The organism is Roseobacter litoralis Och 149 (assembly GCF_000154785.2).
Taxonomy (GTDB): Bacteria; Pseudomonadota; Alphaproteobacteria; order Rhodobacterales; family Rhodobacteraceae; genus Roseobacter; species Roseobacter litoralis.
In genome coordinates, this window is sequence record NC_015730.1 from 909,404 (window position 1) to 934,467 (window position 25,064).

At 56.0% G+C, this 25,064-nt stretch carries 26 protein-coding genes, 2 pseudogenes and 1 riboswitch; of the genes and pseudogenes, 6 read left to right on the forward strand and 22 right to left on the reverse strand.

Translation table 11 applies throughout. The features are described 5' to 3' along the window. Positions 1-43: 43 nt before the first annotated feature. From RLO149_RS04140 to RLO149_RS04165, 6 genes are all read right to left on the reverse strand, one after another. Positions 44-934 (reverse strand): carbohydrate ABC transporter permease, encoded by an 891-nt coding sequence (locus RLO149_RS04140; RefSeq protein ID WP_013960812.1) that lies wholly within the window; start codon positions 932-934, stop codon positions 44-46. After that, positions 934-1,857 (reverse strand): carbohydrate ABC transporter permease, encoded by a 924-nt coding sequence (locus RLO149_RS04145; RefSeq protein WP_013960813.1) that lies wholly within the window; start codon positions 1,855-1,857, stop codon positions 934-936. The genes RLO149_RS04140 and RLO149_RS04145 overlap by 1 nt, the downstream gene beginning before the upstream one ends. Positions 1,858-2,229: 372 nt before the next feature. Further along, on the reverse strand, positions 2,230-3,135 hold the full coding sequence (locus RLO149_RS04150) for a TIGR01459 family HAD-type hydrolase (RefSeq protein WP_013960814.1): 906 nt from the start codon (positions 3,133-3,135) through the stop codon (positions 2,230-2,232). Further along, complete coding sequence (locus tag RLO149_RS04155) at positions 3,132-4,673, reverse strand: xylulokinase (RefSeq protein ID WP_013960815.1); 1,542 nt, start codon at positions 4,671-4,673, stop codon at positions 3,132-3,134. The genes RLO149_RS04150 and RLO149_RS04155 overlap by 4 nt, the downstream gene beginning before the upstream one ends. Positions 4,674-4,753: 80 nt before the next feature. Beyond that, positions 4,754-5,479, reverse strand: a complete 726-nt coding sequence (locus RLO149_RS04160; RefSeq protein ID WP_013960816.1) for an SDR family oxidoreductase — start codon at positions 5,477-5,479, stop codon at positions 4,754-4,756. Positions 5,480-5,500: 21 nt separating this feature from the next. Next, positions 5,501-6,832 (reverse strand): iron-containing alcohol dehydrogenase, encoded by a 1,332-nt coding sequence (locus RLO149_RS04165; protein WP_013960817.1) that lies wholly within the window; start codon positions 6,830-6,832, stop codon positions 5,501-5,503. 160 nt (positions 6,833-6,992) lie between these two features. On the opposite strand from RLO149_RS04165, the gene RLO149_RS04170 reads away from it, so the two are divergent. Beyond that, positions 6,993-7,967: a sugar-binding transcriptional regulator gene (locus RLO149_RS04170; RefSeq protein ID WP_013960818.1), complete on the forward strand. Its 975-nt coding sequence runs from the start codon at positions 6,993-6,995 to the stop codon at positions 7,965-7,967. A gap of 84 nt (positions 7,968-8,051) precedes the next feature. On the opposite strand, the pseudogene RLO149_RS24455 reads toward RLO149_RS04170, so the two are convergent. The 5 genes and pseudogenes from RLO149_RS24455 to RLO149_RS04200 form a co-directional block, all read right to left on the reverse strand. Beyond that, positions 8,052-8,841 (reverse strand): annotated as a pseudogene (locus RLO149_RS24455) (TenA family protein). A gap of 117 nt (positions 8,842-8,958) precedes the next feature. Then, entirely contained in the window at positions 8,959-9,762 is an 804-nt protein-coding gene (gene thiD / locus RLO149_RS04185) for a bifunctional hydroxymethylpyrimidine kinase/phosphomethylpyrimidine kinase (protein WP_013960819.1), read from the reverse strand. Beyond that, entirely contained in the window at positions 9,759-10,403 is a 645-nt protein-coding gene (gene thiE, locus RLO149_RS04190; RefSeq protein ID WP_013960820.1) for a thiamine phosphate synthase, read from the reverse strand. The genes thiD and thiE overlap by 4 nt, the downstream gene beginning before the upstream one ends. Next, a complete protein-coding gene (gene thiM / locus RLO149_RS04195; protein WP_013960821.1) occupies positions 10,400-11,173 on the reverse strand; it encodes a hydroxyethylthiazole kinase in 774 nt (257 codons plus the stop codon). The genes thiE and thiM overlap by 4 nt, the downstream gene beginning before the upstream one ends. Before the next feature lie 46 nt (positions 11,174-11,219). Further along, positions 11,220-11,309: riboswitch (TPP riboswitch) on the reverse strand. Positions 11,310-11,397: 88 nt separating this feature from the next. After that, a complete protein-coding gene (locus RLO149_RS04200; RefSeq protein WP_013960822.1) occupies positions 11,398-12,177 on the reverse strand; it encodes an SDR family NAD(P)-dependent oxidoreductase in 780 nt (259 codons plus the stop codon). A 154-nt stretch (positions 12,178-12,331) separates the two neighbouring features. Between RLO149_RS04200 and RLO149_RS04205 the strand changes: the two genes are divergently transcribed. The 3 genes from RLO149_RS04205 to RLO149_RS04215 all read left to right on the forward strand — a co-directional run bounded on the left by RLO149_RS04205 (position 12,332) and on the right by RLO149_RS04215 (position 15,158). After that, positions 12,332-13,306 (forward strand): TRAP transporter substrate-binding protein, encoded by a 975-nt coding sequence (locus tag RLO149_RS04205; RefSeq protein ID WP_013960823.1) that lies wholly within the window; start codon positions 12,332-12,334, stop codon positions 13,304-13,306. 66 nt (positions 13,307-13,372) lie between these two features. Further along, positions 13,373-13,867, forward strand: a complete 495-nt coding sequence (locus tag RLO149_RS04210) for a TRAP transporter small permease (protein ID WP_013960824.1) — start codon at positions 13,373-13,375, stop codon at positions 13,865-13,867. Then, positions 13,854-15,158 (forward strand): TRAP transporter large permease, encoded by a 1,305-nt coding sequence (locus tag RLO149_RS04215; RefSeq protein ID WP_013960825.1) that lies wholly within the window; start codon positions 13,854-13,856, stop codon positions 15,156-15,158. Before RLO149_RS04210 ends, RLO149_RS04215 begins: the two co-directional genes overlap by 14 nt. Positions 15,159-15,452: 294 nt before the next feature. On the opposite strand, the gene RLO149_RS22840 is transcribed toward RLO149_RS04215, so the two are convergent. The 6 genes and pseudogenes from RLO149_RS22840 to RLO149_RS04235 form a co-directional block, all read right to left on the reverse strand. Next, on the reverse strand, positions 15,453-15,794 hold the full coding sequence (locus tag RLO149_RS22840) for a VTC domain-containing protein (protein WP_342626649.1): 342 nt from the start codon (positions 15,792-15,794) through the stop codon (positions 15,453-15,455). 20 nt (positions 15,795-15,814) lie between these two features. Beyond that, positions 15,815-16,003, reverse strand: a pseudogene (locus tag RLO149_RS24335) (hypothetical protein); the annotation flags it as partial. Positions 16,004-16,055: 52 nt separating this feature from the next. After that, positions 16,056-16,229: a hypothetical protein gene (locus RLO149_RS23750; RefSeq protein WP_158308135.1), complete on the reverse strand. Its 174-nt coding sequence runs from the start codon at positions 16,227-16,229 to the stop codon at positions 16,056-16,058. A 6-nt stretch (positions 16,230-16,235) separates the two neighbouring features. After that, positions 16,236-16,991, reverse strand: coding sequence for a cache domain-containing protein (locus tag RLO149_RS04225; RefSeq protein WP_013960828.1), 756 nt, complete (start codon positions 16,989-16,991; stop codon positions 16,236-16,238). Beyond that, positions 16,988-17,467 (reverse strand): response regulator transcription factor, encoded by a 480-nt coding sequence (locus tag RLO149_RS04230; protein ID WP_013960829.1) that lies wholly within the window; start codon positions 17,465-17,467, stop codon positions 16,988-16,990. The genes RLO149_RS04225 and RLO149_RS04230 overlap by 4 nt, the downstream gene beginning before the upstream one ends. Before the next feature lie 240 nt (positions 17,468-17,707). Beyond that, complete coding sequence (locus tag RLO149_RS04235; RefSeq protein ID WP_013960830.1) at positions 17,708-18,355, reverse strand: CDP-alcohol phosphatidyltransferase family protein; 648 nt, start codon at positions 18,353-18,355, stop codon at positions 17,708-17,710. A 242-nt stretch (positions 18,356-18,597) separates the two neighbouring features. Here RLO149_RS04235 and RLO149_RS04240 point away from each other — a divergent pair, with 242 nt between their 5' ends. Both RLO149_RS04240 and RLO149_RS04245 read left to right on the forward strand, forming a co-directional pair. Continuing rightward, positions 18,598-19,041 carry an FAD synthase family protein gene (locus tag RLO149_RS04240; protein ID WP_013960831.1) on the forward strand — a complete coding sequence of 148 codons (444 nt, stop codon included), beginning with the start codon at positions 18,598-18,600 and terminating at the stop codon, positions 19,039-19,041. A 56-nt stretch (positions 19,042-19,097) separates the two neighbouring features. Beyond that, positions 19,098-19,649: a 2OG-Fe(II) oxygenase gene (locus RLO149_RS04245; RefSeq protein WP_013960832.1), complete on the forward strand. Its 552-nt coding sequence runs from the start codon at positions 19,098-19,100 to the stop codon at positions 19,647-19,649. Between the two features lie 40 nt (positions 19,650-19,689). Here the strand turns inward: RLO149_RS04245 and RLO149_RS04250 are convergent, their stop codons facing one another. The 5 genes from RLO149_RS04250 to RLO149_RS22845 form a co-directional block, all read right to left on the reverse strand. Continuing rightward, complete coding sequence (locus tag RLO149_RS04250; protein ID WP_013960833.1) at positions 19,690-19,971, reverse strand: hypothetical protein; 282 nt, start codon at positions 19,969-19,971, stop codon at positions 19,690-19,692. 171 nt (positions 19,972-20,142) lie between these two features. Further along, positions 20,143-20,274: a hypothetical protein gene (locus RLO149_RS24340; RefSeq protein WP_259650597.1), complete on the reverse strand. Its 132-nt coding sequence runs from the start codon at positions 20,272-20,274 to the stop codon at positions 20,143-20,145. Positions 20,275-20,380: 106 nt separating this feature from the next. Next, on the reverse strand, positions 20,381-21,106 hold the full coding sequence (locus tag RLO149_RS04255) for a phosphocholine cytidylyltransferase family protein (protein ID WP_342626650.1): 726 nt from the start codon (positions 21,104-21,106) through the stop codon (positions 20,381-20,383). 312 nt (positions 21,107-21,418) lie between these two features. After that, positions 21,419-21,769 carry a hypothetical protein gene (locus RLO149_RS04260; protein ID WP_013960835.1) on the reverse strand — a complete coding sequence of 117 codons (351 nt, stop codon included), beginning with the start codon at positions 21,767-21,769 and terminating at the stop codon, positions 21,419-21,421. A 751-nt stretch (positions 21,770-22,520) separates the two neighbouring features. Beyond that, positions 22,521-24,056: a CAP domain-containing protein gene (locus RLO149_RS22845; RefSeq protein WP_158308136.1), complete on the reverse strand. Its 1,536-nt coding sequence runs from the start codon at positions 24,054-24,056 to the stop codon at positions 22,521-22,523. Positions 24,057-25,064: the final 1,008 nt, after the last annotated feature.

The following is a 25,064-nucleotide window of genomic DNA, read 5'->3' on the forward strand; positions in this document are numbered from 1 at the left end:
ATGATTTGAGCCGTATTTTGCCCTCGGATGAGGGTTAGAAAGATCAGTCCTTGATTGCCCCCATCGTCAGCCCGCGCACCAGATGGTTCTGAACGAGCAGGATGAAGATAAAGCCCGGTATGATGGCCGATGTCCCAAGCGCCGAAATATATCCCCATTCGCTTCCCGTGGATGTCACGAAGGTGGTGATTTTCACCGGGATCGTGCGGATCGAACTTGTAAGGAACAGGGCCAGAAGAAATTCGGTCCAAGAGAAAATGAAACAGAGCACCGCGGTGGCCGCCAGACCGCCTTTTGACATCGGTAGGATCACTTTCCAGAACACCTGCCAGCGCGTCGCACCGTCGATCATGGCGGCATGGTCGATATCGACCGGAATGTCGTCGATGAAGGATTTCATTAAAAGCACGGCGATGGGTATATTGATCAGCGTATGGGCGATGATCAGCCCCACATAGGTGTCACGCAGGCCCATGTCGTGAAAGATGAACACCAGCGGGATGATGATCGCGATGGGCGGCAGAAACCGCTGTGAGAGCACCCAGTTCAAAAGGCCTTGCGAGCCCCGGAAACTCATGCGGGACAGGCCGTAAGCGGCCAGCATCCCCATCCCTGCCGACAGAACGGTTGAGCCGACGGCGACGATGATCGACGACAGGATCGAACCGCGCCCGTCATAGGAATTGCCACCACTGGTGCCGAAATCCGACCGGGTGTTCTGGTTCACATCAATCGAGGATTCGCCCAGCAGGGTGACGCGGTAGTTTTCCATCGTCGGCACAAAATCAAACCAGATCACGCCGTCTTTGTCGAAAACCGCCGAAATCGGTTTGATCGAGGTCAGCGCGAACCAGAAGATCGGGAACAGAAAGACCAATACGATAGAAATGGCAGCAACGTAGCGCGCGATGATGAAGGGCCGTGACTGTTCCATCAAAAGCGTACCTTGAAGACTTTAATGAAGACATTGGCAACGATCAGCACCACCAAGAGCGTAAAGATCGCAACTGTGGAGGCGAATGGGAAATTCGCGCTCTTGAAATAGATCGTTCCGGTGTAGGCCGTCAGGGTTTCGGTGGCGGTGCCGGGTCCGCTGTCCGTCATCACCTTGACGTAGTCAAAGACGCGGAACAGGTCGATGCCCCGAATAAGGACGGCCAGTGCAATGATTTTGGACATCATGGGCAGGGTCAGCTTGAAGAACGCCTGCACATCCGTTGCCCCGTCAATCGCGGCGGCCTCAAAGGGGTCTTTGGGCAGGGCGCGCAAGCCTGCCAGCATGATCAGCACCATGAACGGCGTCCATTGCCAGACATCCACGATGATTACGGCCAACAGCGCCGTAGAGCCTGTCGCCAAAAGCGGTGCGTCTTTCGATATGATGCCGAGATCATAGAGCGCATGGCTGATCACACCGAACGAGCCGTCATACATCAACAGGAACATCATACCCGTCACGGCAGGGGGCACCACCAGCGGTAATGTCATTAAGGCGCGCAGAATGCTAAACCCCTTGCGATCCGTGTCCAGCAAGAGCGCAATCAGCATGCCGAGCGTCAGCTGCAAGATGATGGCCACGAATGTATAGGTCAGGGTCACCTGAAGCGCATCCCAAACCCGTTCATCTGCCCAGAGCCGCGACCAGTTCCACGCGGGGTCAAAGGTCTCAACCCGCGTCGCAGGGTTGCGTTTGTACATCGTCAGCCACAGCGAATAGAGGATCGGATAAAGCCCGAACACCAGCAGCAGCGAAATGCACGGGAACAGCCAGGGCAGTGGATGTTCAGACGTCAGCCACCGCGGCATGCGCAGACGGTTGTCTGATCTCTCATCGGCTGATGGTGTCACCGTGCTCACAATCAGCGGCCTCCCGGAAGGACCCAAGCGATGGCCATGGCAGTGTGGCTTTCGCGCAAACTCATCTGAATGTCCTCCCTTACCTTGGTGTCTGGAACTGTTTTTTAGTCAACCCTTGTCGAAGCCCGTTATGTGCAGCGCATTCGAAGAAGAAAACACAAAGACAATATCCAACCTGAGACCAAGCTATCCCCTTGAAACCCTATACCAATAAAAAACAAAAAAAAAGAGGTAGTTTACATGTGTAAAGAATGGTCTGAGCGTACAGCCTGTACCATATTTGGCACGGTGCGCTTTGCGCTGCTCACCTGCCGCTTCACAGGTGAGATCGCGGCCTTTCGGGGCATATGGTTGTGTCACAGGTAAGGGGGATCAGGTCGTCGGGCAGACAAAGTCGGGTCGAATACCACACCTGCGCATGTAAGCGCCGACGTCGTGACCTTTGAACAGCCCGTGATCCTCAATCAGCACGGTTTTCATCCCCGCCGCAGCACCGCCCAACACGTCTGTGTGCAATGTGTCACCGACCATGGCCACGCGGTCTGGTGAGGCCGCGCCGAGGCGTTCCATGACCGCCTGAAAGGCGTTCCCGAAAGGTTTGCCGAAAAACTGCGGCACAACGCCGGTGCGATCTGCCAGCGCATGGGTGAAAAAGCCGGGCTCGCAACTAAGTCCGGTTTCACGCGGGGCCACAAGATCAGGGTTGGCGCAGACAAGCGGGCGCTTTTGGGCAAGCAGAGCCTGTTCCAACGCCTGCATAAGCGCGTCATCGATGCGCTCGCTGGACAGCATTAAAAAACCATCCACCGCGGGCTGCGTGTCCGCTGTCCAAGCCACGATATCCAGATCAATGTCCTCTAACGTGTCGCTTGCCTTGCACACAGCGCCCCAGCGGCCCTTTGGTAAATCCGCTTGGATATTCTGAACGCAGACATCGCGGCTGGTCACGATCTCATCGGCGGAAAAATCAAACCCCAGACCCCGGAACTTGGCCACGGCAAAGGCATGATCGTCGCTCGCGGCATTGGTCAGCACGATCAGCCGTTTGCCCATGGCGCGCAATTTCGCGATGCGATCGACCGCACCGGGAATGGGAGTGGCCCCTACATTCAGGACCCCAAAGGCATCCAGTACAAAGGCGTCCACATACGGTGCGACATCTTCGAGCGTGCGGCAGGCCTGTGGTGTTGCGCAGAACTGCGCGCCCGGCAAGCGATCCCGGACCTGCTCATATCGATCAAAGGCGGCCTCGGTAGACAGGACTGCTGCATAACTCATTGTTGTTCCTCAGTGAACTTGCGCAGCCCGGCGTTCCAGTCGGACAGCAGCGGCCACAGTTTTTCATAGTGCCCGCGCAATGCTTCGTAGCGTTTGACGCGTTCGGGGTTGGGCTGCACGGTTTTCACGATCTCGCCTTTCATGGCAAGAGAAGCCTCTGACAGGGTTGGATACCATCCGGCCCCATGCGCTGCTGCCATTCCGGCCCCAAGCGAGGATGCTTCACGGACATCTGATTGCAGCACCTCAACATTCAACGCGTCGGCCATGATCGAAAGAAACAGATCAGAAGAGGAGCCACCGCCAATCGCGACAACCTTGTTCAACCGACGGCCCGTCGCCTCACGCGCTTTGTCAAACGCAAGTGCCGTATCAAGTGCGAGGCCTTCGAGTATGGCGCGGTAAATGTCGCCGGTTTGCGTCGACCCGGAAAGACCGGCGATCACCCCGCGCGCATCGCTGTCCCAGTTTGGCGTCATCGATCCCTGCCAGTAGGGCAGCACGATCAGGCCGTTCGCGCCGATCGGGCTTTGTTGTGCTTCTTTTTCGAGGGCGTTCAGAAAGGCTGTCTGATCTTCCTTTTTGACCTGCGCCAACTGCTCTGTCATCCAGTCGATCAGGAATGTGCCGGCCTTGAGCAGTGTTTCATAGATGTAGCCTTCTCCGGCGACCGCAATTTCCGTACGAAACGCCTGCGAATGGGCATATTCCGGGGAATAGCACCCCGCAACCAGCGCCGTGCCTAGGTTCATATAAGCGATGCCGGGTTCAACGGTTCCGGTGCCAGTGGCCGCGCATTGACCATCCCCGCCGCCCGCGACGACCGGAATACCCTCAGGCAGCCCGGTTGCCTCTGCGGCTTGCGCCGTGAGCGGTCCGATCACTGCACCGGGGCGATACAAGTCAGGCAGGATCGCCGCGTCAATGCCCGCCGCGTCCAGCAGTTCGTGCGACCAGCACCCGTGTTTCATATCCACCATGCCCATCGGGTCGGCCGAGGCCAGCGACGTCGCCCAACACCCGGTCAGATTGCGGGTGATAAAGCAATTCACATCCGCGAAATGGCGGATCCGGGCATAGATATCCGGGTGGTTTTCGGCGATCCACAGCATGCGATAGATCGGGACAATGACATCCACCGGCTTGCCGGAGAGGGCGCGAATTTTCTCCGCGCCGTATTTTGCGGCAAAGCTGCGCTGCTGGCCTGTCGCGCGTTCATCGAGCCAGAGGCTGCCGGGCAGTAACGGCTTTTCATCCGCGCCAAAAACGCAAAAGGTCTCGCGTTGATTGGAAACGGCAACGGCTGCAACGCGGCGCGCATCAATCTGGCCCGTCACCTCGCGCAGCGCCTCTTTCGTGCTCAGCCACCAGTCTTGCGCGTCTTGTTCAAAATGACCCGGTTTGGGATTGGAAAGCGCGATGGGACACCGCCCTTCGGCCACGAACTTTCCCTCGCGCGTCCATGCGATCGCCTTGGTCGCGGTGGTCGATGAATCGATTCCAATAACACAGTCTTTGATTTCAGGATGCTCTGTCATAACCCTCGCCGCATCGTTTCCAACAGTCGCTGACGCATCTCTCGCCCCCACATCTCTGCGACATTATCCATTGCCGGTCTTCAGAACTTTTGCCGCGTTGGCGTGATGCAAATTTCCTGGATCAGAGCGTTTTGTGGCATCTGATAGCTGTGCAACATGATGGATGCCACATGCTCCGGGCCGATCCCGCCGCCGATCTTTTTCTTGTTGTCCTGATAGGCCTTGAGCGTATTGGGGTCATTCACCGCGCCAAGGACCTCGGTTTCGATGATGCCGGGGGACAGAACGATGACCCGCACATCGTAATCGGACAGATATTCGCGCAAGGATTCCGACACCGCGTGGACAAAGAACTTGGTGCCGCAATAGACCGTATGATCCGGATAGACCTTGCGCCCGGCAATCGAGCTCATCATGAACAGCGTGCCTGCGCGGCGCTCCATCATGTCCGACATCACGGCATGCACCGCGTTCATCACACCCTTGGTGTTGATGTCGATCATCTCATCCCATTCTTCGGGGGGTTGCGTGCCGATATCAGCGAGCCGCGCAATACCGGCGTTGCAGAACATCATATCGACGGGGCCGTATGCGGCTTCGCCCTTTTCGACAGCCGCCCGGATCTGGGCACGGTCACGCACGTCAACCTCGCAACACACCGCATTGGGCAGGTTCAGCGCCTCCATCCGGTCAAGGCGGCGCGCCATCAACAAGACAGGGTGCCCGGCATCCGAAAAGGTTTTCGCCACGGCGGCCCCGATACCGGAGCTGGCGCCCGTAATTGCGACCAATGGTTTTGTGCTCATCTTACCCTCCCCTGAAATGGCTTACGTCTGGATCGCGATGAATTGCTCAAGCTGACCGGCATTAGCGGCGATATCGACAAAGGAGAACCTGTCTCGCATCTCATGTCCATGGCGCACGGCCTCGCGGTAAAATTCAAGGTCAATTCCAAGGTCCGCAGCGGTCGTTGGCGCGCCTGCATCCGCGAGCAGCTTCTCCATCTCCTGGACCGGGATCATGAATTGGCGTAACTCGCGCTGAAGCTCAGGCCATAGGGTGGCCAGTTTGTGATTGACCGCGTCCAAGGCGTCACCGTCCAGTGCCTTGCGCCGCAGTTGTTCGATGCAGTCGGTGGCGGCGGTGCCCATGCGCTTTTTCATCCCTTCGGTATCAATCGGCGTCGGTTTCATCACCGGTGCGCTATCCTGCGCCAGAAGTCCCTGCTGAATGCGTGCCATGGTCAGGCTGGCCACACCCACCTGTTGCCCATGCAGCGTGCCGGGATGCCGCGCCCCTGCAAAGCAATCAATGTAGTGCGAGATCTGATGTTCGCCCATGGAACCGGGATTGGACATGCCGATAAAACCGATGCCGAGCCCGCAGAGCGTCAACACGCGATAAAGCCGTGCCGTCGCTTCGATATCGCCCTGAGGCAAAAGATGGGCACATTTGTTCAATTCGATTTCATCCGCGATCTGGATGTCAAACGGTACGGAGCGATAGAGCGTGCCGAGCAAACGGTGCGACATCCACCAATCCACCTGCGCCACCGAGCGGGCAACGCAATCGGCAAACCCCGATGCGCTAAGATGCGAGGGTGCCGCCGCAGAGACAGCCATATCCACGAAGAACCCGGCCGGGGCTTGCGCTGGCAGCGAAACCTTCAAGCCGGAGTCCAGTGTCATGCTGGCCGTGGTTGACGTATATCCGTTCATCGAGGCCGCAGTGGAAAACACAGCATAGCGCCGTCCGTCCTGCGCGGTGACGTATTTGCACAGGTCATTGAGGGTGCCTGAGCCGACCGCGATGACGCTGTCATATCCTTTGAGTTGGTCCGCCAGTGCGGCTGCCGTCTGCATGTCCGCATGGGGGTTTTTCAGAACGATTGCCGCCTCGCCGCCGATGGGTTTGAGTGCGCGCGCGACGCGCCCGCCCAATACGTCATACGTGTTCTCATCGGCAACAACAGCGAGCTTTTCTCCAAGCTTCAGCCTGCCAACAAGCGCTTCTTCCATCCCATCAAGGCTCTCCCTGAAGACGATGGACTCGTAGGGGACGGAAACCTTCTTGCCAGCCTCGGCATCATAGAAGTCACCTGCAACGATATCGTCGATCAAGGTCGTCCAGTTGCGGCTGTCCATTTCCGTTAAGTCCATGGCGTTGCTGCTCCCATTGCTGGATCGGTGTCCGAAAGTCGGCATAAAGTAGCAGCAAATTTACAAATGTAAATTACAAATATACATGTGTATCTGAGTTGTGCTAGTAGCTGGGGTGGGTCAAGAGTGTTCCTCGTCGCTACTAGAATTGACTGCGCATATGAAACGTTTGAAAAAACCAGTTGAGTTTTCCGATGCGGCTGTTTGGGCGGCATGGCTCTATTATGTTGATGAACTGACACAGAAAGAAATCGCCGACCGGTTGGGCACGTCGCGTGTGACTGTCATCAAACTGTTGGCCGAGGCGAAAGAACGCGGCCTCGTTAAAATCGAAATTGACACGACCGTCGCCTCACATGTGGCCTTGTCCCGTCAGATGGCAGATCATTTTGGTCTGCAAGAGGCCCTCATCATTCCCTCGCTGGAAGGCGCCGATGATTTGAAGAGGCTGGGCCGTGCCGCCTCTATCATGCTGGTTGGCAATCTGAAGGACGGGGAAACGCTTGCCGTGGCCTGGGGGCGCACCGTCGCTGCCGTTGCGCAATCCGTGCCCGGGCATACGCGGTTGGATGACATCACGGTATGCCAACTGGTGGCCAGTCCGGACGGTATGGCCAGTGATTTTTCACCCGAACTGTGTTCGTCTCTGTTGGCCAATCGCTTGCGCGCCAAATGCGTCAACATCCTTGCCCCTGCGGTTGTTTCCAATGCCGAAGTCAAAGCCAGCCTGATGGCGGAACCCTCGATTGCGGCCCAATTCGAGGTGATCCGCAACGCCTCCACCGCTTTGTTCGGTGTCGGCGAATTGGGCGCGGGTTCGACAATTTCCACCCATAATGTGCATAAAGCTGAGACGCTGAACGCTGTAGAGGCAGACGGCGCTTTGGCTGTCATCATGGGGCTTTTCATAGATGCCGACGGCAATGAAGTGCGCTCGCCGGTGCATGACCAGCTGATTGGCGCGACGCTGGAGAATTTACACGCGATCCCGCGTCGCATTTGTGTGGCCGGAGGTCTGCATAAAACAGCCGCCATCCGGGCTGCCTTGCTTGGGAAGCTCGCGACCCATCTGGTGATAGACGAGGCCACCGCGCAAAGCGTCCTGGACTCCGATTTGACGGATCAGCCTGACTGATCCCGCAGGACCCGGCGATCTGCGCAACTGCCAGCTGCCCCGCGAGGGCAGGCGGCATGGCTCGGCAAAGGGCGCGTGCGTTGTTCACACGCCGCGCAATCCCATATCCCAAAAACCGATTTCCAACCAGGTGGCGGTGGCAAAGCGGGCTTGTAACTGCGGCCATCGTGGCGAAGCACTCGGATGAGGCCCCAAACGTCGTGTCACCGCCGCATCGATCAAGACGCCCACCGAAGTCATGGCCTTCTGATAAGCGGCATCGGCATAGAGCGTCTGACGAAATACCTGAAACATCAAGTATCACGTAACGCGTTGAAATCTTTAATTTCAGGCAGCGCTACGTGATTCAGGTTTTTCGCATGACGCTTTAGGTGCTGATCCAGTCGCCATAGGGCGTGTCAGGGGCGGCTGTTGCGGCCAGTCGTGTACCGATTTCGCCATAGCCGAAACAACAGGGTGCGAGTGCAGCCAACAGATCAAGCAAATCCCCCTGCAGCCCCGCGTCCATGACGTAGCGGGTATAGGCAAGGTTCTCGAATTCTTCACGGGCGGCATATAGCGTTGCTTCATCAATGCCTTCGGCTGCGCAGGTTTGCACATGAAGGGCCATCTCGTGATTGACCAAGGCATCAACGGCTCTGGCACCATACTTCATCTCATCCAGCGTCTCAGACTTGACCACAGCCAGCGACCATGCCTGCGCGAAATGAACGAGGAACACGTAGTCCTGAACAAGGTAATGGAGAAACGCGGCGCGCGGCAGCGATCCATCTCGCAGCCCTTCCACGAAATCATGGTGGGTATATGTCTGCCAGGGTTCAGGGCATCCTGCACGCCAGAGCGAAAAGGTCTCCCCATACACAGAACCGGTCATAGTGCGGCCCCATCTCTTGCGGTGTTGCTGATCTGTGCAAGGTGGCCCGCTTTTTGTCCTGTGACGGCGAAGTTCAGGGTGGTGTCACAGTGTAAAGACGTCATAGGTCATTCACTTTCATTGCGCGTAAAGGGATGCGAAATGGTGCGTCGGCCCGTGGCCTGTACCCACGAACAAGGCGTCTGCATGCGCAATGGCCTGTGCGACATAGGATTTGGCGGCAGCTGTGGCAGCGGCGCGGGGCAGTCCTTTGGCCAATTGCGCGGCCAGGGCCGATGACAGCGTGCAGCCGGTGCCATGGGTGTTGGATGTGTCGGCGCGATTTGCGTCACACCATGTCACGGCCTCTGTGATGACAAGGTAATCAGGGCTGTGAGGCTCGTCAAGGTGCCCGCCTTTGATCAGTGCCGCCTTGGCACCAAGGGCGCAAAGTGCAGCGCCTTGCGCGGCCATCTCGTCGCGTGTTGTGGCGATGGCCATACCAAGCAGATGGGCGGCTTCGGGCAGGTTTGGCGTCAGTACGGTTGCCATCGGCAACAAGGACGCGCGCAGGGTATCCACCGCCTCCGGCTCCAGCAGCGCGGCACCCCCTTTGGCAATCATCACTGGATCAAGCACGATGGGGATGTCGCTGTTCCCCTGCAACGCATCTGCCACAGCGGCTGCGATCTCAGCATTGGCAATCATACCGATCTTGATCGCATCGACGCGGATGTCAGCAAAGATGGCTGTGATCTGCGCTTGGACGAACGCGGGCGGAACCGGATGAATACCAGTCACGCCCTGCGTATTCTGTGCAGTCAACGCCGTGATGGCCGCCATGGCAAAGGCACCATTGGCTGAAATTGCCTTGATGTCGGCCTGAACCCCCGCGCCTCCGGAGGGGTCAGAACCTGCGATACTCAGGACGTTTGGGATCATGTTTTGTGCTCCGGTTTGAAGGAGTGAAATGCGCGTGCCGCCGCCTTTGGGTCGGCCTGACCGCAGATGGCTGAAACGACGGCCATGCCATCCGCTCCGCTGGCAAGCACACCATCTATATGGTCGGGCTTGAGGCCGCCAATCGCAACATTCGGCAAAGACGACAGCGCGATCAGATCGGCCAGTCCGTCAAAACCCGTGGGCTGCGCGTGGTCGGTTTTCGTATCCGTGCCAAAAACAGGGCCGAGCCCAAGGTAATCCACATAGGCCGGGTCCGCGTCGCGCACGGTCTGCGGCGTTTCGCACGACAGCCCCAGAATTCTGTCGGGGCCGAGCATCGCGCGGGCTTTGTCCGGCGCAATATCGCCCTGACCGATATGCGCGCCATCTGCATCCGCGGCGACTGCAGCAGTGACATCATCATTGATGACGAGCGGCACACCGGTGCCCTGCAAGGCGGCCTTGAGCGCCATCGCGAGGTCAATGCGCTGCGCGGTGGTGGCGTGTTTGGCACGCAGTTGCACCATCGTCACCCCACCCGCCACCGCACGGCGCACGGTCTCCACGATGCCCGTTTGCGCACAAAGCTGTGGGTCGGTCACCAGATAGAGCCGCAAGTGATCTTTCAACTGGCCCGTCATCCGATGACCTGTGCCAAATCAGCGGGCTGTGTGTTGGCAAGTGCATCAAGGAAATGGACCTGAAAGCTGCCCGGCCCCTCGGCGCGCTTTGCAGCGGCACTGCCTGCGACTTTGAAATGCGCAAGGGCGGCGAGCGCCGCGTCGAAAGCCGGGCCTGTGGCTGCATATGCGCCCATCAATGCGGTCTGAGAACAGCCCAGAGCGGTAATCTGCGGCATCAGGGGCGAGCCGCCCGAAACCTGCGCCTCGCGGGTGCCATCGGTCAGATAATCAACGGGGCCGGTGATCGCGACGACCGACCCAAACTGGGTCGCAAGCGATTTGGCAGCCCCCTGAGCGGCCTCTACGCTGTCCCCACTGTCGGCCCCTTTCCCAGCCCCTGCTTCCCCGGCCAGTGCCAGAATTTCAGATGCGTTGCCGCGCAGGATCGTAGGGCGTTGTGCGAGCAGAAGCTGCGCTGCACGTTTGCGATAATCGGAGATGAAGTGCGCAACGGGATCCAGAACCCACGGGATATTCTGCGCATTGGCCGCCGTTGCCGCCGCCACCATACTGGCCTGCCAAGGCGCTGACAGTGTTCCGATATTGATCGTCAATGCGCCGCAAACAGGTGTAAATTCGGCGATTTCCTCGGGCGCATGGACCATGGCGGGTGATGCACCCGCTGCCAAAACGACGTTTGCCGCGACATTCATCGCCACGTAGTTCGTTATGCAGTGCACCAAAGGATTCTGGTCGCGCAGCGCAGTCAGCAGGTCATGTGGGGCCATTGTGTTTCCTCTTTTTGCAAGCAAAAAGAGGTGCGATGTATGCAGCACAAGTAGACATACAACCTCCCTCCGCCAGCACTATCTGGTTCAGGTTCGAAGGGTACGTCTCAGCTTTTCAGCGCCCCTGGTGCATAAACGGCTAATTTTTTTCGGTCGGGTCGTCAAACTGATTCAACGCGTCATACGCAGCGGCATCCATCACCCATGCGGTTTTGCGCTGCGGGTTAAGGCATAAGCTGTCCGCCGTTCACTTCGATCGTCTGGCCAATGATATATCCCGCCAGACGATTTGACGCCAGAAAGAGGTATGCGCCGACGCAGTCCTTAGCGCTTCCCAAACGCCCTTGCGGAATGGTTGCCAGCATCGCGTCCATCTGCGCTGCGGTCGAGTAGCGTTCATGAAATGGCGTATCAATCACACCGGGCGCGACCGCGTTCACCCGGATACCATGGGCGATCCATTCTTTGGCCATACCCCGGGTGACGTTTGAAACGAATGCCTTTGACGAGCCATAAAGCCCGGCACCGTTGCTCGCGCCGTTTCTGGCTGCAATCGAGGATGTATGTATGACGAAACCGCCGCTCACCTTTAGATGGGGGAAGGCAGCCTTGGAGGCCACAAGGATTGAACGGGCGTTTAAATCCATGATGTCGTCGTAATCTGTGTCGGTCACTTCGGCGTAGGCAACCCGCCTGACCATCCCACCGGCATTGTTGATGAGCCCGTCAAGGCCGCCGAGTGCCGCTGAGGCGGCTTCAACCGCAGCGCCCATCGCCGCACTGTCTGACGCATCCGCTCGGATCAGATGCGCTTTGCCGCCTTTAGCCTCTATGTTGCGCGCCACTGTTTCCGCAGCTTCACTGCTTGAATTGTAATGCACACCGACATGTGCCCCCTGTGATGCAAATGCCTCTGCCAGCGCCGCTCCGATGCCGGTTGATGCGCCAGTGATCAGAATGCGTTTGCCTTTGAACTCGGGTATTCTCAAAGCATGTTCCGACATGAAGGGACTCCTGACAGACCCTCGCAGGTCCAGATTACTTTCGGCTGCAAAGGACTTTGGTAAATAAACAGTTGTTGCGTATACGGTCAGACTCAAACCATACTGTAGTCTCCGGGTGGCCGTCTAGTAGCCGCCAGAAAACTGGGAGGATTGTATGAAATACTTGGCTGTAGCAACATGCATTGCATTGGCATCGGGGGCCACGACGACGTCGGCGACCGAACTTGTGGGCGCTGTGCAGTTCGACGAATCTCACGCCTTTACCAAAGCATTGCGGGAGTTTGAGCGCGTCGCGGGCGAATGTTCCGGTGGCTCGCTCATCTTTGATCTGCATCTGAATTCAGAGCTTGGGCTGGAGAAGGATTATTTTGAAAACATGAGCCAGGGCATCGCGGTGGATTACGCCATTGTCAGCCCATCGCATATGTCGACTTTCTCGCAGAAAGCGCCCTTGATGGACATGCCGTTCCTGTTTCGTGATCTGGATCACTGGAATGCCGTAATGGAACAGGATGCTCTTGCTCCGCTCGCCGCGGACGTTCTGCAGCAGGCGGATGTGCGGCTGATCGGCTACGCGGGCGGTGGCACGCGCAACCTGATCGTGAACAAGCCCGTGACCACGATGGAAGAACTCCAAGGGCTGCCAATGCGCGTCATGGGAGCACCGATCCAGACCCGTATCTTCGAAGCCATCAAGGCGGCCCCCTCGGTCATCGCCTATAGCGAAGTCTATAACGCCATCCAGACCGGCGTAATCGACGCGGCCGAGAACGAGGCGGCAGGCATCGAACAGATGAAGTTCTACGAGGTTGGTCCAGAGATTTCGCTGACACGGCATGCCATCACCGTCAGGCCAATTGCATTCTCAAACGCGACGTTTGAGCGGCTGACGCCAGAAGAACAGGCCTGCGTGATGGAAGCGGGCAAGGCTGGTGGCAAGCTGGGCCGCGATCTTGAAAGCGGTCAGGACAGCGAAAAACTGTCGGCGATGGAATATGCAGGCTTGCTCAAAACCCATGAGTTTACGGAGCGCGACAAGCTTTTGGAACTCGCCGGTCCTGTGAAGCGGTCATATGCCGAAGAACTGGGCGCGACTGACGTCCTAGAAGCGATTGAAGCCGTAAACTGATCTATCCGGGTTCCGTGTCCTCGTGACGCGGAACCTGCCCACCACTCAGACAAAACGAGACGCGCCATGCGTATGTTTCTCGAAGGCTATTATCGCCTTCTGAAGTTTCTTATCACTCTGTTGATGGCCGCGCTGATCGTTCCGGTGACGATGCAGATCCTGAGCCGGTACACCGGAATGGTACCGCGTTACATCTGGACGGAAGAGATCGCGCGTTTCTGCTTTGTCTGGATCATCCTGATCGGTGCGATGATCGCCGTTCGGGACGGCACCCATTTCGACGTTGATGTGTTGCCCCATACCCAGAACCGGCATATCGAGTTCGCCTCCAAACTGTTTGTGCACTTGTCCATCCTTGTGATGGCGCTGTCGTTTCTGTGGTGGGGGCGCGATTTCTTTGTGCTCGGCGCACGACAACAGTCCGAAATATTCGGACTGCCCATGTGGATGATCTATGTCGCCTGGCCCATCGCGGGGGGCACGTGGGCACTTTTTACCGTTGAGCGCATATTCGATGATTTTCAAGTGTTCAAGAAGGGAATGGTCGATGGGGCCGGGTGAAGTCGCTGCCATTCTGTTTGGCACTTTTGGCATTCTTGTCGCGCTGCGCGTGCCAGTTGCCTTTGCGCTCGGGCTGGCCGTCGTGCCGGTCTTTTTCATCGAGGACCGCCTGACGCCCGTTCTGCTCATGCGCGAGATGTTCAAGAGCTATAACGCTTTCATCCTTCTGGCGGTCCCGTTTTTTCTGCTGGCGGCCAATCTGATGAATGCGGCTGGTATAACGGATCGGCTGATCCGCCTTGCGCGCGCGATGGTTGGGCATCTGCCGGGTGGGGTAGGGCATGTGAATGTGGTCGTCTCCATGCTGTTTGCCGGCACCTCCGGGTCATCGACCGCCGATGCGGCGGGCATCGGATCGCTTTTGATCCCGCAGATGAAGAAAGAGGGGTACGATTCATCTTTCGCGGTGGCCATCACGGCCTGTTCCAGCGTCATGGGGGTTATTATTCCGCCCTCGATCCTGATGATCGTCTGGGGTGGGCTGATGTCGGTTTCGATCGGGGGGCTGTTTCTGGCTGGTGTGATCCCCGGCATTCTCATCGCGGGCTCGCAGATGGTAACGGTCTATATCTACGCCAAGCGGCGGGGCTATCCGGTGCACACACGCTCCACACTCGTCGAACTCTTCCGCGCGGCGGCTGGCGCGTCCTTGGCGCTCATGACGCCGCTGATCATCGTGGGCGGGATTGTTGGTGGGTTTTTCACACCGACCGAAGCCTCGGTGGTCGCCGTCCTTTATTCGCTGTTTCTGGGCATGTTTATCTATCGTACGATCACGCCGCGCCAACTGCCGCATATCCTTTACGACAGCGCGCGTTTCGCCGCGATTACGCTGTTCTGCATCGGCACCGCATCTGCCTTTGGATGGTGTCTGGCTTATTTCAAAATCCCTGCCACATTGGTGGCCTATATTGACCAGCTCGGTCTGGGCGTCATCGGCATTGGGATCATGTGTGCCCTTGCGTTCCTTCTGATTGGCATGTTCATCGACGCGATTCCCGCGATCATTATTCTGGGCACGGTGTTATTCCCGGTGACGCAGCATGTGGGGATGCACCCGATCCATTTCGGGATCATAGGTATCATGAGCCTTGCGTTTGGGCTGGTCACACCGCCCTATGGGCTCTGTCTGCTGATCAGTGCCGCGATTGGCAAAATAAGACTGATCGAAGCGCTGAAAGACGTGGTCGTCATCTTGCTGCCAATGATCTTTGTGTTGTTGATCATTATTCTTGTGCCTGATCTTATTCTGGCGCTGCCACGCTGGCTGATGCCGAATTTCATTCAGTGAAGCGTGGCAGGTTTTGCTTTCGGTGCGCGCAGATCATTTGTGATTGCGATCCTCGCTTGGCGGGTCCACAGGTCGCCACTACTGAGAGAAACGTTGCCGGATGGCCGCGCTGCGCGAACTGGGGGAGGGGTGCTTCTGACATCCCGTTTCCGAAAAGAGTGGGCGGGAGATGCCCCGATACCTGCGCGGCCATCACCGTGTTCTCTTTTGCCTCAGGTGTGAGACATAACCGGCAGAAAACACAGCGGATGATCTGGCCCGAGTGGGGCAGGGCATGTAACAAAAGCCGAACCCTCATGCGGCCAGAAAAGCCGGATTCTCTGCCGTTTGGGTGGAGGTTATATGTGGCAACAGGCGCCGGAAAGCGGGCAAGAACTTGTTAAATCGCGGCACAATTCCAAGTGCGGCAAGACCGATGCAGTATTTGGAACACGAGCCGACGTGGTGGTAGCCATTGCTGCGCAGGACCGTGTCGGCAATCCCCCGACCAAAGGCTGATTTCGTCTCAACGACAACTATTTTGGGTGAACTCGCGGCCTCATTCCCAGCGTTCCAGAACTGCAAATTGCGATCAATCGTCATGCGCTCACCCCCCGCACGGGCAACAAGTGTCATCCTTTCGTACTGCATCTGCATGACCAGCAGATAGGGCGCGTTCAGCCCTCGACCGTAGTGACCGAGGTGGGATTTTCGGCGAACTGCATGGCCGGGGCGGTCAACTGGTCCAGTGCCGAAGGGTCATGCGGCAGGCGTTTCTTGGCCGTGACTTTCCGAAGCGACTTCAGTTTCACTTCGACAAAGCAGATGTCAGCACCGAGGTAGTGCCGCGTGCGCAGCTTGGAACGCCGCCGACGACCCGCTCATGAGGGCCAACGGCGTGAGCGCCTTGACCGCTTCTTACGCCACCTCATTCAGGTCAAAAGGGTCATCTTGGCCAACCTCCATTCGATCCGCGCCCGAGGACAAAAGGTATTGAGTGACTGTTCGCGACAGTGCCTTGACGTCATCACGCATGGGGTCGAGCGCTGGGTCATCCGACAGGTTGCCCAACCGCGCAACCAGAATTGCCACGGGCGTTCACAAGGCGTGTGCGGTACGTCGCTTTTCGCTCTCCAGTTCACTGTTAAGCCTGTCAACCGCACGGCTGACTGCGTCTGTCAGATTCTTGATTTCAGCGAGTGGATTATCGTGTTGGAATAAATCTGATGGCTTGTCGGGCCAAATTTCCCTTGCCCAGCCCGCGGCCTCCGCGACCGGCCTCAAGTCGCGGCGAATTCTCAAAAGCACACCACCAATCAAGATATCCAAAGTCGGAAGCACGGGACGCAGGACATGGTCAAAAAATTTGCCCAAAATCTCTGCTCTGATCAAGTTGGCCGGATCGCCGATCATTGCAAAGTAGACGCGATAACGTCCTTCCGGCCCAAAGATGACGTGCGATGCGTAGGTTTCCATCTCGCCAAGAGCCGCCTCGCGTGTAATCCAGTCATCCAGTTCAATCGGACTTCCCAGCAGATTGGTGGGGAGCAATTCTTGGTTCATGCTGTCGATGAGACGGTTCTGTGAATCCACCAGCACATATCCATAGGCATCGGGATAATTTGTGAAATGAGGCCGAACCGCATCCTGAATACGCACAGCGTTTGCAGACGCTGCCAGCACGGCCTGATCAAGATAGCTGATCTCGCGACTGACGGCATCTGCCAAAAGCGCACTGTCGTCGGCAACATCGTAGATGGCGACAAAAGCAATGTTCGCAATCAGCGCCGCAGCGGAAATCCATATCAGTCGCCGCGTTAAGCGTGAGGACCCTCGCTCGCGTTTTTGCGTCATCTTCGCAAGTCGCTCCCATCCAGCAACATCCAGCCAATGCCGCGTAGTGTCCGCATGCTGATGTCTGCCTTGGAAGCTTCCAGCCTGCGCCGCAAACGCGATACGGCTGCATCATCCGCATTTGGTGTGATGTCTGCATCTTGGTCACAGAGGCTTTCTGCGAGGGCGCGACGCGACACAACCTTATTTTTGCGCCGCATCAGGATTTCAAGCACGTCAACTTCTCGGCGACCGACGCCGAGCAGAGTGCTGTTCATACGTGTTTCGCGATGGGCGGTATCAAGGCGCAGTGACCCGGCCTTAAGAACCACGCTCAAACAACTGCCGGGTCTGCGCAAAACGGCACGGCACGGCGCAATCAACTCTGATACCTCCATAGGTTTGACAAGGTAATCATCGGCCCCCCCGTTCAACCCCAAGCGGATTATCGGCAGCGTTGTTGCCAATAGCGGCAGCGCTACCCGTAGAGCCAGCACGCAGAAAACCCAGCGTGCTTTACCTCACCCTGTGAGCCCCCCGCAGCCGCTGCGTTGCCTCAAGCGGTCAAGAGCGAATGGCAGCTGTCCGCCGCGATTTCATTTTCGGGCGCGCACCGCGTGCCATCAGATGCGTGCGTTCGTTATCGGGGATTCCAAGGTCATCGTCGCGCATTTCCAACTCAACTATGCTGCGCCGCCTAAGTGGCGAAATAACGGCGACTATTATTGATGACAGAGCTAAAACAGCGTCGATCCGTAGAAAATGGAAACTGCCAGGGTATAGGCGGCAAGAAGAGCAACGTTGATGGGATTGCCGGAGAGCTTCGGCGTTTTTATCTGGGAGACATTCAAGCCTGCGAGGCACAGGCCGGCGGCTGCGAGGATGATCGAGAACACCATCTGATCAAACAAACCTGCGAACATAAAGATGAAGACGAGAAGGATGCTGTTATTATCAATAGCCAATCCGGTGTATTTTGCATCATCCGACAGGCCAAAAGTGCTGAAGTAACTTAGCCGGGTCACACCGAAGACGAGCATTATGAAGGCAACCGGCAAAAAGGCCGGGCTGAAATTGGCATAGCTCAGGACCAAAACTGCAGGTGTGACGCCATAGCTTACGATATCAATCAAGAGGTCCAGCTGGCCGCCAAACTTGCGATCATCGCCAGTGCGACCGGTCATCTTGCGGGCAATAAGCCCATCGGCCCAATCAAATGCGACTGCCCAGATCATGCCAATCATGGCAGCGGCATACAGACCCGTTATCAGAAAATAGATCGCCAAGAGCGTGCAGCCCAATCCTGCGAGAGAACAGATATTGGGCAGATCCTTAATGTAAGACAGAATAGGGCGTTGAGGAGAAATGGCGTTTTCAGTTGTCATGGCAGGTCCTTTGAGTTAGAGGATGAGGCCCCTGTTCAATCTTTGACAGGCAATCTCTGCTTCCCATTCTGTGTGCATTTGAAACGCGTAGTCTTCAAAACACCAAACAACTCCAGATTTTAGAAAATCTGGGGTTAAGTCAGTTTAATTGTTTGAAACTAAACGACAAAATTCACGTTAGCGTGCATTTCGATGCCGTTAGCTAGCACTGTTTGTGGGCAGGTAAAAGGAGAATACGTAGAATGATCGTCTATACAGTCGGCACTTTCGATTTACTCCATGTTGGCCATCTTGCTCTGCTGAACCATTGCAAGTCACTTGGTGATGTTCTCGCGGTCGGCGTCGCGTCGGATGAGGTCGTGAACCTTTACAAACCAAACGTTCCTGTCGTTCCGTTGGAGCAGCGCGTTGAGATGTTGCAAGCGCTTAGCTGTGTCGACATCGTTCGACCCTACCATGAATTGGAATATGTGTCAGGCTGCATAGCGGTGGACGTGGATATCTTTGTCATTGGCGAAGATTGGGGCACCCAGGCGCACAATCTGGATGTGGATGCTTATTTGAGGGAGATGGGCAAAGAAATTGCTCAGGTTCGGTATAATCCACGCACGTCTTCTACAAGAATAAAGCAAATGGTTTTGGCGCAATCGCAGGCGCACAGAAAACCAGAACTGATGGTGTCTTAATCGCCATTCCGCACTCAAAGCCGTGCATGCGGCTTCTGCTTGGAAAGGGCTAACCAATGATCGCAGTCCATTCCATGCCCAGTGCGTTTAGTGCGGGAGAATGTGAACGCATTATCGCGGCGATAGCCCAGACCCCGACTAAAGAAGCCCTCCTCGTTGGTCAGCGGCAGGATCACAATTTGCGCAACGCTGAATTGGTTTGGATAGACAACGTCGATGGCATGGGCTGGGTGATGGAGCGGTTGATCGCGCTTGTGCGCGCATCCAATGTTGAGCACTTTGATTTTGATCTGCGGGAATTTGCAGAAAGCCCACAGGTGGCGATTTACAAGGATACAGATGGGGGTCATTTTGCGTGGCATTCGGATATCGGTGACGGGCCAGTTGCGCGCAAACGCAAGCTCACTCTTGTCTTGCAATTAAGCAAGCCTGGTTCTTATGACGGTGGTGATCTTGAGATCATGCCCGGCGCTCAGGTGCTGGCCGCCAGTCGCGCACAGGGGTGCGTCAGCATTTTCCCCAGTTTCACGCTGCATCACGTAACACCGGTCAAACGTGGCACACGACATTCAATGACTGTCTGGGCGCATGGCCCGGCCTTTCGGTGATGCGTCCGGCTGGGATGCTACCGATTATGTTTCTTAGCAGTCAAAATTCATCAAATTCAGGAACCTTGCCCAGCCTTATCAGAAAACGGGGCGGTTCAACTTCTCCAGTGTTGGGATCCTCGTTCACGATATAGGCATCAGCGCCTGCGCAGTCTTCGGACTGGGCTTCCCTTTCGGCTCTATTTTGTGCCTCAGATGCTGTCGTATATTCGAATTGCTTGTCGATTTTTAAGCTATCTTGCCCATCGCGCCCAACTTTCTTTTCCACATATGTCTGGCAGATATAGTGAACTTTTGCTGTGCTCTCGTCTGGTTCCGTCATGGCTAAGTCCCTGAATGCAGCAGTGGCGCTGATGATACTTGAGAGCAGTTTGGCTCGATCGTGGGTTTTCTTTGGGGAAACTGCGGCGCGGAACTGAAGGGCATGTAACGTAACAATGATGGGTACTTTTCAGGCTAACTGAGTATGTTGATGTTCCACGCCGCCCCCGTGTTATTTTGCCTTCTTGCCACCAATCGCCAACGCGGGTTTGCCAGCGAGTGAATTGGCTGTAGCAGAGATTTTTGCTTTCTCTTGTTTTGGTTTCTTGGCTTCTTTATTTCCACGTTTATTACCTTTGGCCATCGTCTGTCCTTTCAAAGTGCAGCGATCCAATGCCGGAATGACAAGGGGTGGCTGTGGTCGTCACTGCTTACCACCTAGGGGCGCGCAGTTATATGGTGCGGGGGGATCATGTTGGGTCTGACGTTTCCTCTGCGGCCTCATCAAACGCTCGTTGCTGGTCACGCGATACTGTTGAAACTGGTGATCCAAACATTGCGTTGGCAGCCTCAAAATCTTCGATGGTATCAATTCGCGTCCAGTCCGATCCCTTTGTGTCTAACGTGTGAAAAGGAACGTCCTGCTTGATCAGTTGCTCGTAAGCGGCCCCGCAGTGGAGATTTGCACCCGCTGTACCTTTCTTCATCTGCTTCAGTTCTGAAAAGAGCAGGGGTCCTGTGACTGCGCTGATCTTCTCGATCCCGATCAGCTTGCCACGCGCGGTTTTGGACGTGACGGACTTGCCGATTTCGACCACGCGCATCTGTTCGTCGACAACGACTTTTCTGTCGCTCCTGGTAAGTGCAGCACCGTAATTAACGCACAGCACATTGGGCAGTTGCGTGTCGAGCAATGTCCGCAAAAATCTGGTCTCAAACACCATATTGGCATCAAACTTGATAAATTCAGCAATCCCGACGGCATCGGACGCCAGCATGAGCGAATGGCAATCGTTATTGTCGTGATAGCGGTCATTGAGCACGTAAGTGACCCTGATGCCGCGAAATGTCTTGTTGACGAACTCCCTGATCTCGTCAGACCGGTGCCCCAGAACCAGCACGAATTGGGATATACCACAGCTGAGGCAATTGCGGATCATCCGCTCTAGGACAATGGAACCGCCGACAGATAACATGCATTTTGCGCATGCGTCTAACTGAGGGTTTAGCCGCAATCCAACGCTTGCTGCCAGTATGACAGCTTTTGGAGGGCGATTGATTTCATACTTCATTCTGTTTCCACTCCATAATTGAGGCGTTGATTGTTTCCTCTTGGTTCGCTGGCAACCTCGGTGATCCGGTTTCTGCGAAAATGGGCGATGCGATCTACGACTGGGCGCAGATTGAGAGAGCAATGCGAAGTGCGGCCGCCAGCGTGGCATTGTCGGATATGTTTAAGTGGTTTGGACCTGCACTACGCAATTCACTGCAGGTCCATTTTTGGTTTATCAAGCGTCAAGCTCAAGCCCGTCGATGCACGCCTTTGCGAGGTCGCGGTTTGGCATGTCAGTACCGGGTAGCGTCGCCCAACCTGCATCCATAACGGCCTTGGTGCGGTTGAAAGCAGAAGCTTCTTGAATGACGGCCAGTTTAGGCGCGCGCTCCGGGTCAGCTTTGGACGCGTCAAGACAGACTGGCACCATGGCCTTCGTCACTTCTTCAGTGGCAAAGGTCTGGGCCATTTCTTCAGCAGTGGCGCCTGTTGTCCAACCACCCCAGCTGAATCCAAGGATCGTGATCGCAATTGCACCACCTACAGCACCGTAGATGCCGGGTTTCGCCCATTCTGGAAAAGTCATTTTGGTTCCTCTGACGGAGAAAGCGCCGCCCCACTACTTCAATTTGATCTACTCAGGTCCGCTTTGCCCGCGCACCGTTTTTTTAGTTGCGTTGGCCGATCATGATCGCCGCTCGTCCTGATCGTGACCATGAGGCGCAATACGCTGGCCTTGAACGATTTCCCTGACAATCGGCGCAAAAATCACCACCCTCAGCGAGGGGCGCGACAGTTAAATTTTCTTGATGCAGGAATGTCGTCTAATTTGGTAGGCAATATGCCTAAGCAGCAGATACAACAAACTTTTGTTTGATACGTATAACTTCCCAGTCCGAAAATGACAACCGGCCTTGTGTTGCCCGCTTTGGATTGATCGGTCATCTCCGCCTTGCGGAAAGTCGTCGCGATGGGCTCGACGTCAGCACAAAGAAAACGCTGTTTTCGGGTTTTCACACGGCCACGTCGCAGGTTCGGCGAACATCCTTTGTGGATGCTCCCTGCATGGCAGGATATTTTTGATCCGATTTGTGCATGTGTCAGAGGCAGTCGTGCCGCTTATCCTGAAGGCTGATGATTTGATCCCTGAAAAGCACAAATCGTCCTGCAGGCGTCGAGTTCAAAACCAGGCTGCGCAATGAGCTCCCCCTCTCATTGCCGCAAGCGGCGATTACCGGACAGCGGGCAAACTGACTTCACCTATCTGAAGATCCTTGGTTGGGTTGTCTGACTTGGAATTACAGTGAGAGGGGTCAAAGAGACCCCTCTCACTGCGTTCAGAATATGAACTCATCAAAGAATTCGGATCCGCAGAACGATGCCACATCGGAAGAATCTGCCGCTGACGTGCTGAAGGCGATGCTTTGCGTTTCGCCATTCATGCTGACGGTTCCGAACAGCTCTACGTCACCTTCCATGGCCAAGACCTCGACGGTCAGGCCGCTCTCTGAACTGGCGACCGATCTGATACTGGCGCTGCTGATCGTTGACCCGGATTCCGATCGCACGTTGGGGCCAAAGTCAAAGACGAAGTTATCGGAGCTGAGTTCCATACCGCCCGCATCGTCGCACACGACCGTGCCTTCATCGAGGACTCTGGAAACGATGGGCACATCTGTACTGGGGATGGCGATGGTTCCCGAATCCGCATCTTCTGCAGTTACATCATCGACTGTTGCTGATCCTCCACCACTGAAATTCCCTTCGCCTTGCACATCCACCGATGGACCATCCGTGTCGCTGGCAACTGACGTGACTTCGACACTGCTTCTGGTGGTTTGAGTGGTTGAGCTGCTCGTGCTCGTTTCTTCGACGTCTTCGTCTGTCTCTTGATTTGTGCTGAAACCTCGTGAAGCCATGAACTGTTCGATATCAAAGCCGGTTCCGGCAGTGATTTCTGGTTCCGCAGGGGGCGCCTGCTCGACTGTGGCAGGCACTTCTTCCACAACCGGGGCGTCTTGCGCGGATGCGATGACCGGATCAGTGGATTGTTCTGACACGAATTCTTCTGCGGTTATGTCATCGACTGTGGCCGAGCTACCGCCGCTGACGTTACCTTCGGTCTCAAGCTGGACCGATGGACCATCCGCTTGGCTGGCGACCGCAGTGGTTTCGATGCTGCTTCTGGTGGTTTGAGTGGTTGAGCTGCTCGTGCTCATCTCTTCGACGTCTTCGTCTGTCTCTTGATTTGTGCTGAAACCTCGTGAAGCTATGAACTGTTTGATATCAAAGCCGGTTCCGGCAGTGATTTCTGGTTCCGCCACTTCCGGTTCTGCAGGTGCTGTGTCTTCAACCACGGCAGGTGTTGGTTCAACCACGGTCGACGCGTCCGCTCTTGCATCGGGAAGTACGACGGTATTTGCGCTCGTTGTGCCAAAGTTCTGGGTGACAAATACCGCGTCCAGCGTCTGCCCGTCGTCAACAAAATCACCGGCCTCGATACCAATCCCGATTTCCGTGAAGTCCGGGTTCAAGAGGTTTGCGCGATGTTCAGGGCTGTTCATCAGGTTGGTGTGCAGCTGGGCAACTTCGTCTGACATGCCATTGTCACCGGCTTCGCTGACCCATGCTATGTTTTCGCCGGTTTTCCAGTTTCCTTCCAATTCATAGCCTGAAGCCTCGATGCGCTCACGCCAATTGGATCCGTCAGCACCCGTATGGCTAAAGCGATCATTGTCGAGCATCCATACGCTGTGGTCTTCACTGGCTTCATTGAGGTCTGCGTTGAATACTAAAGGATCCAGGCCGACTTCTGCACGGTCTGCATTTATCAAATCCAGCATCTGCTGCTCGTATTTGTTGGCTTGTGACATGACATTCTCCTTTGAGTGGTTTTTGGCATCATGTGGCTTTCGGACTGCATCCAAAACATGACCCGTGCACTCGGTATGCGGGAATCGCTGGTATCCCGAATCCACCATCCCACTTTGCGGAATGACCTCCAAAGGAGCGTCCGCCAACTGGCTAATTGGACGCAATAGCACCCATTATGGTGTGTTGAGTTGAGGAAACTGACAGCAAAATTACGCCTATACGTCAGCGGCGCTAGAAACGCTGCAAGGTGCCCACGAAAACGGGGCTTATCTATCTTATGTTAGGCGAAATCATAACCGACAGGTTGATGTTCAGGCAACCTGCACGCTCCGACCTCAGGGCTACTGATAGCGCCTGAACGCATAACGCAACGCTGTCACACTTCTCTGTAGTGTCGGCAATTGGCAAAATACCACCGACAGCCAAAACACAGAGTGCTTGTGTTTCCGAAGCGGAACTGAGCTTCGGAAACCGTGGCAACCGCCATCCCAAAATCCGAAATGCCAAAATTGCCCGATCGGCGCAATCCGTGAAATTTCCCGGATCAGACCGGTCCGTTGAACTCGGGCAAAGCTATCTAAGGGACATGCCAAGATGAAACCGAAAATGAACCTTATCGTCTGGGTGTTTATCTCCATCCCACCCGGTATCTATCTTTGGGTGAAGCTCTTTCAACTGGTGTTCTCATTCCTTTGGAGAAATCACTGATGGAAACCTTGGAGGGACCATCGACAGAGGGTTTCTGGCCGCGAGCTTACCGGGTCCCCGCGTGTTGTAGCGCAGACACTGCTTCACCTAGAGGAGGGATACAGCCATTTGCAGTTGACGTGATAAAGCTGCCAACGGTCCACCAATGTCTTCGGACAAACGAGTATGAATTAGATGCTGTGTTTGCTGCTGCCCCCGACGGGGACAAGACTTTCCTGAGATTAGCAAATGAGGCCACACACGAGGTCGCGTCCAGTCGTCTTAACCATAGCGAAAGGAACGATCATCATGGTTGAGAA

Bases quoted from the DNA above. Each gene is read 5' to 3' on its own strand.
- RLO149_RS04215 (WP_013960825.1), top strand. From the start codon at position 13,854: ATGGGGCCGGGTGAAGTCGCTGCCATTCTGTTTGGCACTTTTGGCATT.
- RLO149_RS04165 (WP_013960817.1), bottom strand. From the start codon at position 6,832: ATGGACTTAACGGAAATGGACAGCCGCAACTGGACGACCTTGATCGAC.
- RLO149_RS22845 (WP_158308136.1), bottom strand. From the start codon at position 24,056: ATGTCACAAGCCAACAAATACGAGCAGCAGATGCTGGATTTGATAAAT.
- RLO149_RS22840 (WP_342626649.1), bottom strand. From the start codon at position 15,794: ATGCAGATGCAGTACGAAAGGATGACACTTGTTGCCCGTGCGGGGGGT.
- RLO149_RS04210 (WP_013960824.1), top strand. From the start codon at position 13,373: ATGCGTATGTTTCTCGAAGGCTATTATCGCCTTCTGAAGTTTCTTATC.
- RLO149_RS04155 (WP_013960815.1), bottom strand. From the start codon at position 4,673: ATGACAGAGCATCCTGAAATCAAAGACTGTGTTATTGGAATCGATTCA.
- RLO149_RS04245 (WP_013960832.1), top strand. From the start codon at position 19,098: ATGATCGCAGTCCATTCCATGCCCAGTGCGTTTAGTGCGGGAGAATGT.
- RLO149_RS04160 (WP_013960816.1), bottom strand. From the start codon at position 5,479: ATGAGCACAAAACCATTGGTCGCAATTACGGGCGCCAGCTCCGGTATC.
- RLO149_RS04140 (WP_013960812.1), bottom strand. From the start codon at position 934: ATGGAACAGTCACGGCCCTTCATCATCGCGCGCTACGTTGCTGCCATT.
- RLO149_RS04240 (WP_013960831.1), top strand. From the start codon at position 18,598: ATGATCGTCTATACAGTCGGCACTTTCGATTTACTCCATGTTGGCCAT.
- RLO149_RS04170 (WP_013960818.1), top strand. From the start codon at position 6,993: ATGAAACGTTTGAAAAAACCAGTTGAGTTTTCCGATGCGGCTGTTTGG.
- RLO149_RS04205 (WP_013960823.1), top strand. From the start codon at position 12,332: ATGAAATACTTGGCTGTAGCAACATGCATTGCATTGGCATCGGGGGCC.
- RLO149_RS04200 (WP_013960822.1), bottom strand. From the start codon at position 12,177: ATGTCGGAACATGCTTTGAGAATACCCGAGTTCAAAGGCAAACGCATT.
- thiM (WP_013960821.1), bottom strand. From the start codon at position 11,173: ATGGCCCCACATGACCTGCTGACTGCGCTGCGCGACCAGAATCCTTTG.
- RLO149_RS04235 (WP_013960830.1), bottom strand. From the start codon at position 18,355: ATGACAACTGAAAACGCCATTTCTCCTCAACGCCCTATTCTGTCTTAC.
- RLO149_RS04150 (WP_013960814.1), bottom strand. From the start codon at position 3,135: ATGAGTTATGCAGCAGTCCTGTCTACCGAGGCCGCCTTTGATCGATAT.
- RLO149_RS04255 (WP_342626650.1), bottom strand. From the start codon at position 21,106: ATGTTATCTGTCGGCGGTTCCATTGTCCTAGAGCGGATGATCCGCAAT.
- RLO149_RS04260 (WP_013960835.1), bottom strand. From the start codon at position 21,769: ATGACTTTTCCAGAATGGGCGAAACCCGGCATCTACGGTGCTGTAGGT.
- thiE (WP_013960820.1), bottom strand. From the start codon at position 10,403: ATGACGGGCCAGTTGAAAGATCACTTGCGGCTCTATCTGGTGACCGAC.
- RLO149_RS24340 (WP_259650597.1), bottom strand. From the start codon at position 20,274: ATGGCCAAAGGTAATAAACGTGGAAATAAAGAAGCCAAGAAACCAAAA.
- RLO149_RS04225 (WP_013960828.1), bottom strand. From the start codon at position 16,991: ATGACGCAAAAACGCGAGCGAGGGTCCTCACGCTTAACGCGGCGACTG.
- thiD (WP_013960819.1), bottom strand. From the start codon at position 9,762: ATGATCCCAAACGTCCTGAGTATCGCAGGTTCTGACCCCTCCGGAGGC.
- RLO149_RS04250 (WP_013960833.1), bottom strand. From the start codon at position 19,971: ATGACGGAACCAGACGAGAGCACAGCAAAAGTTCACTATATCTGCCAG.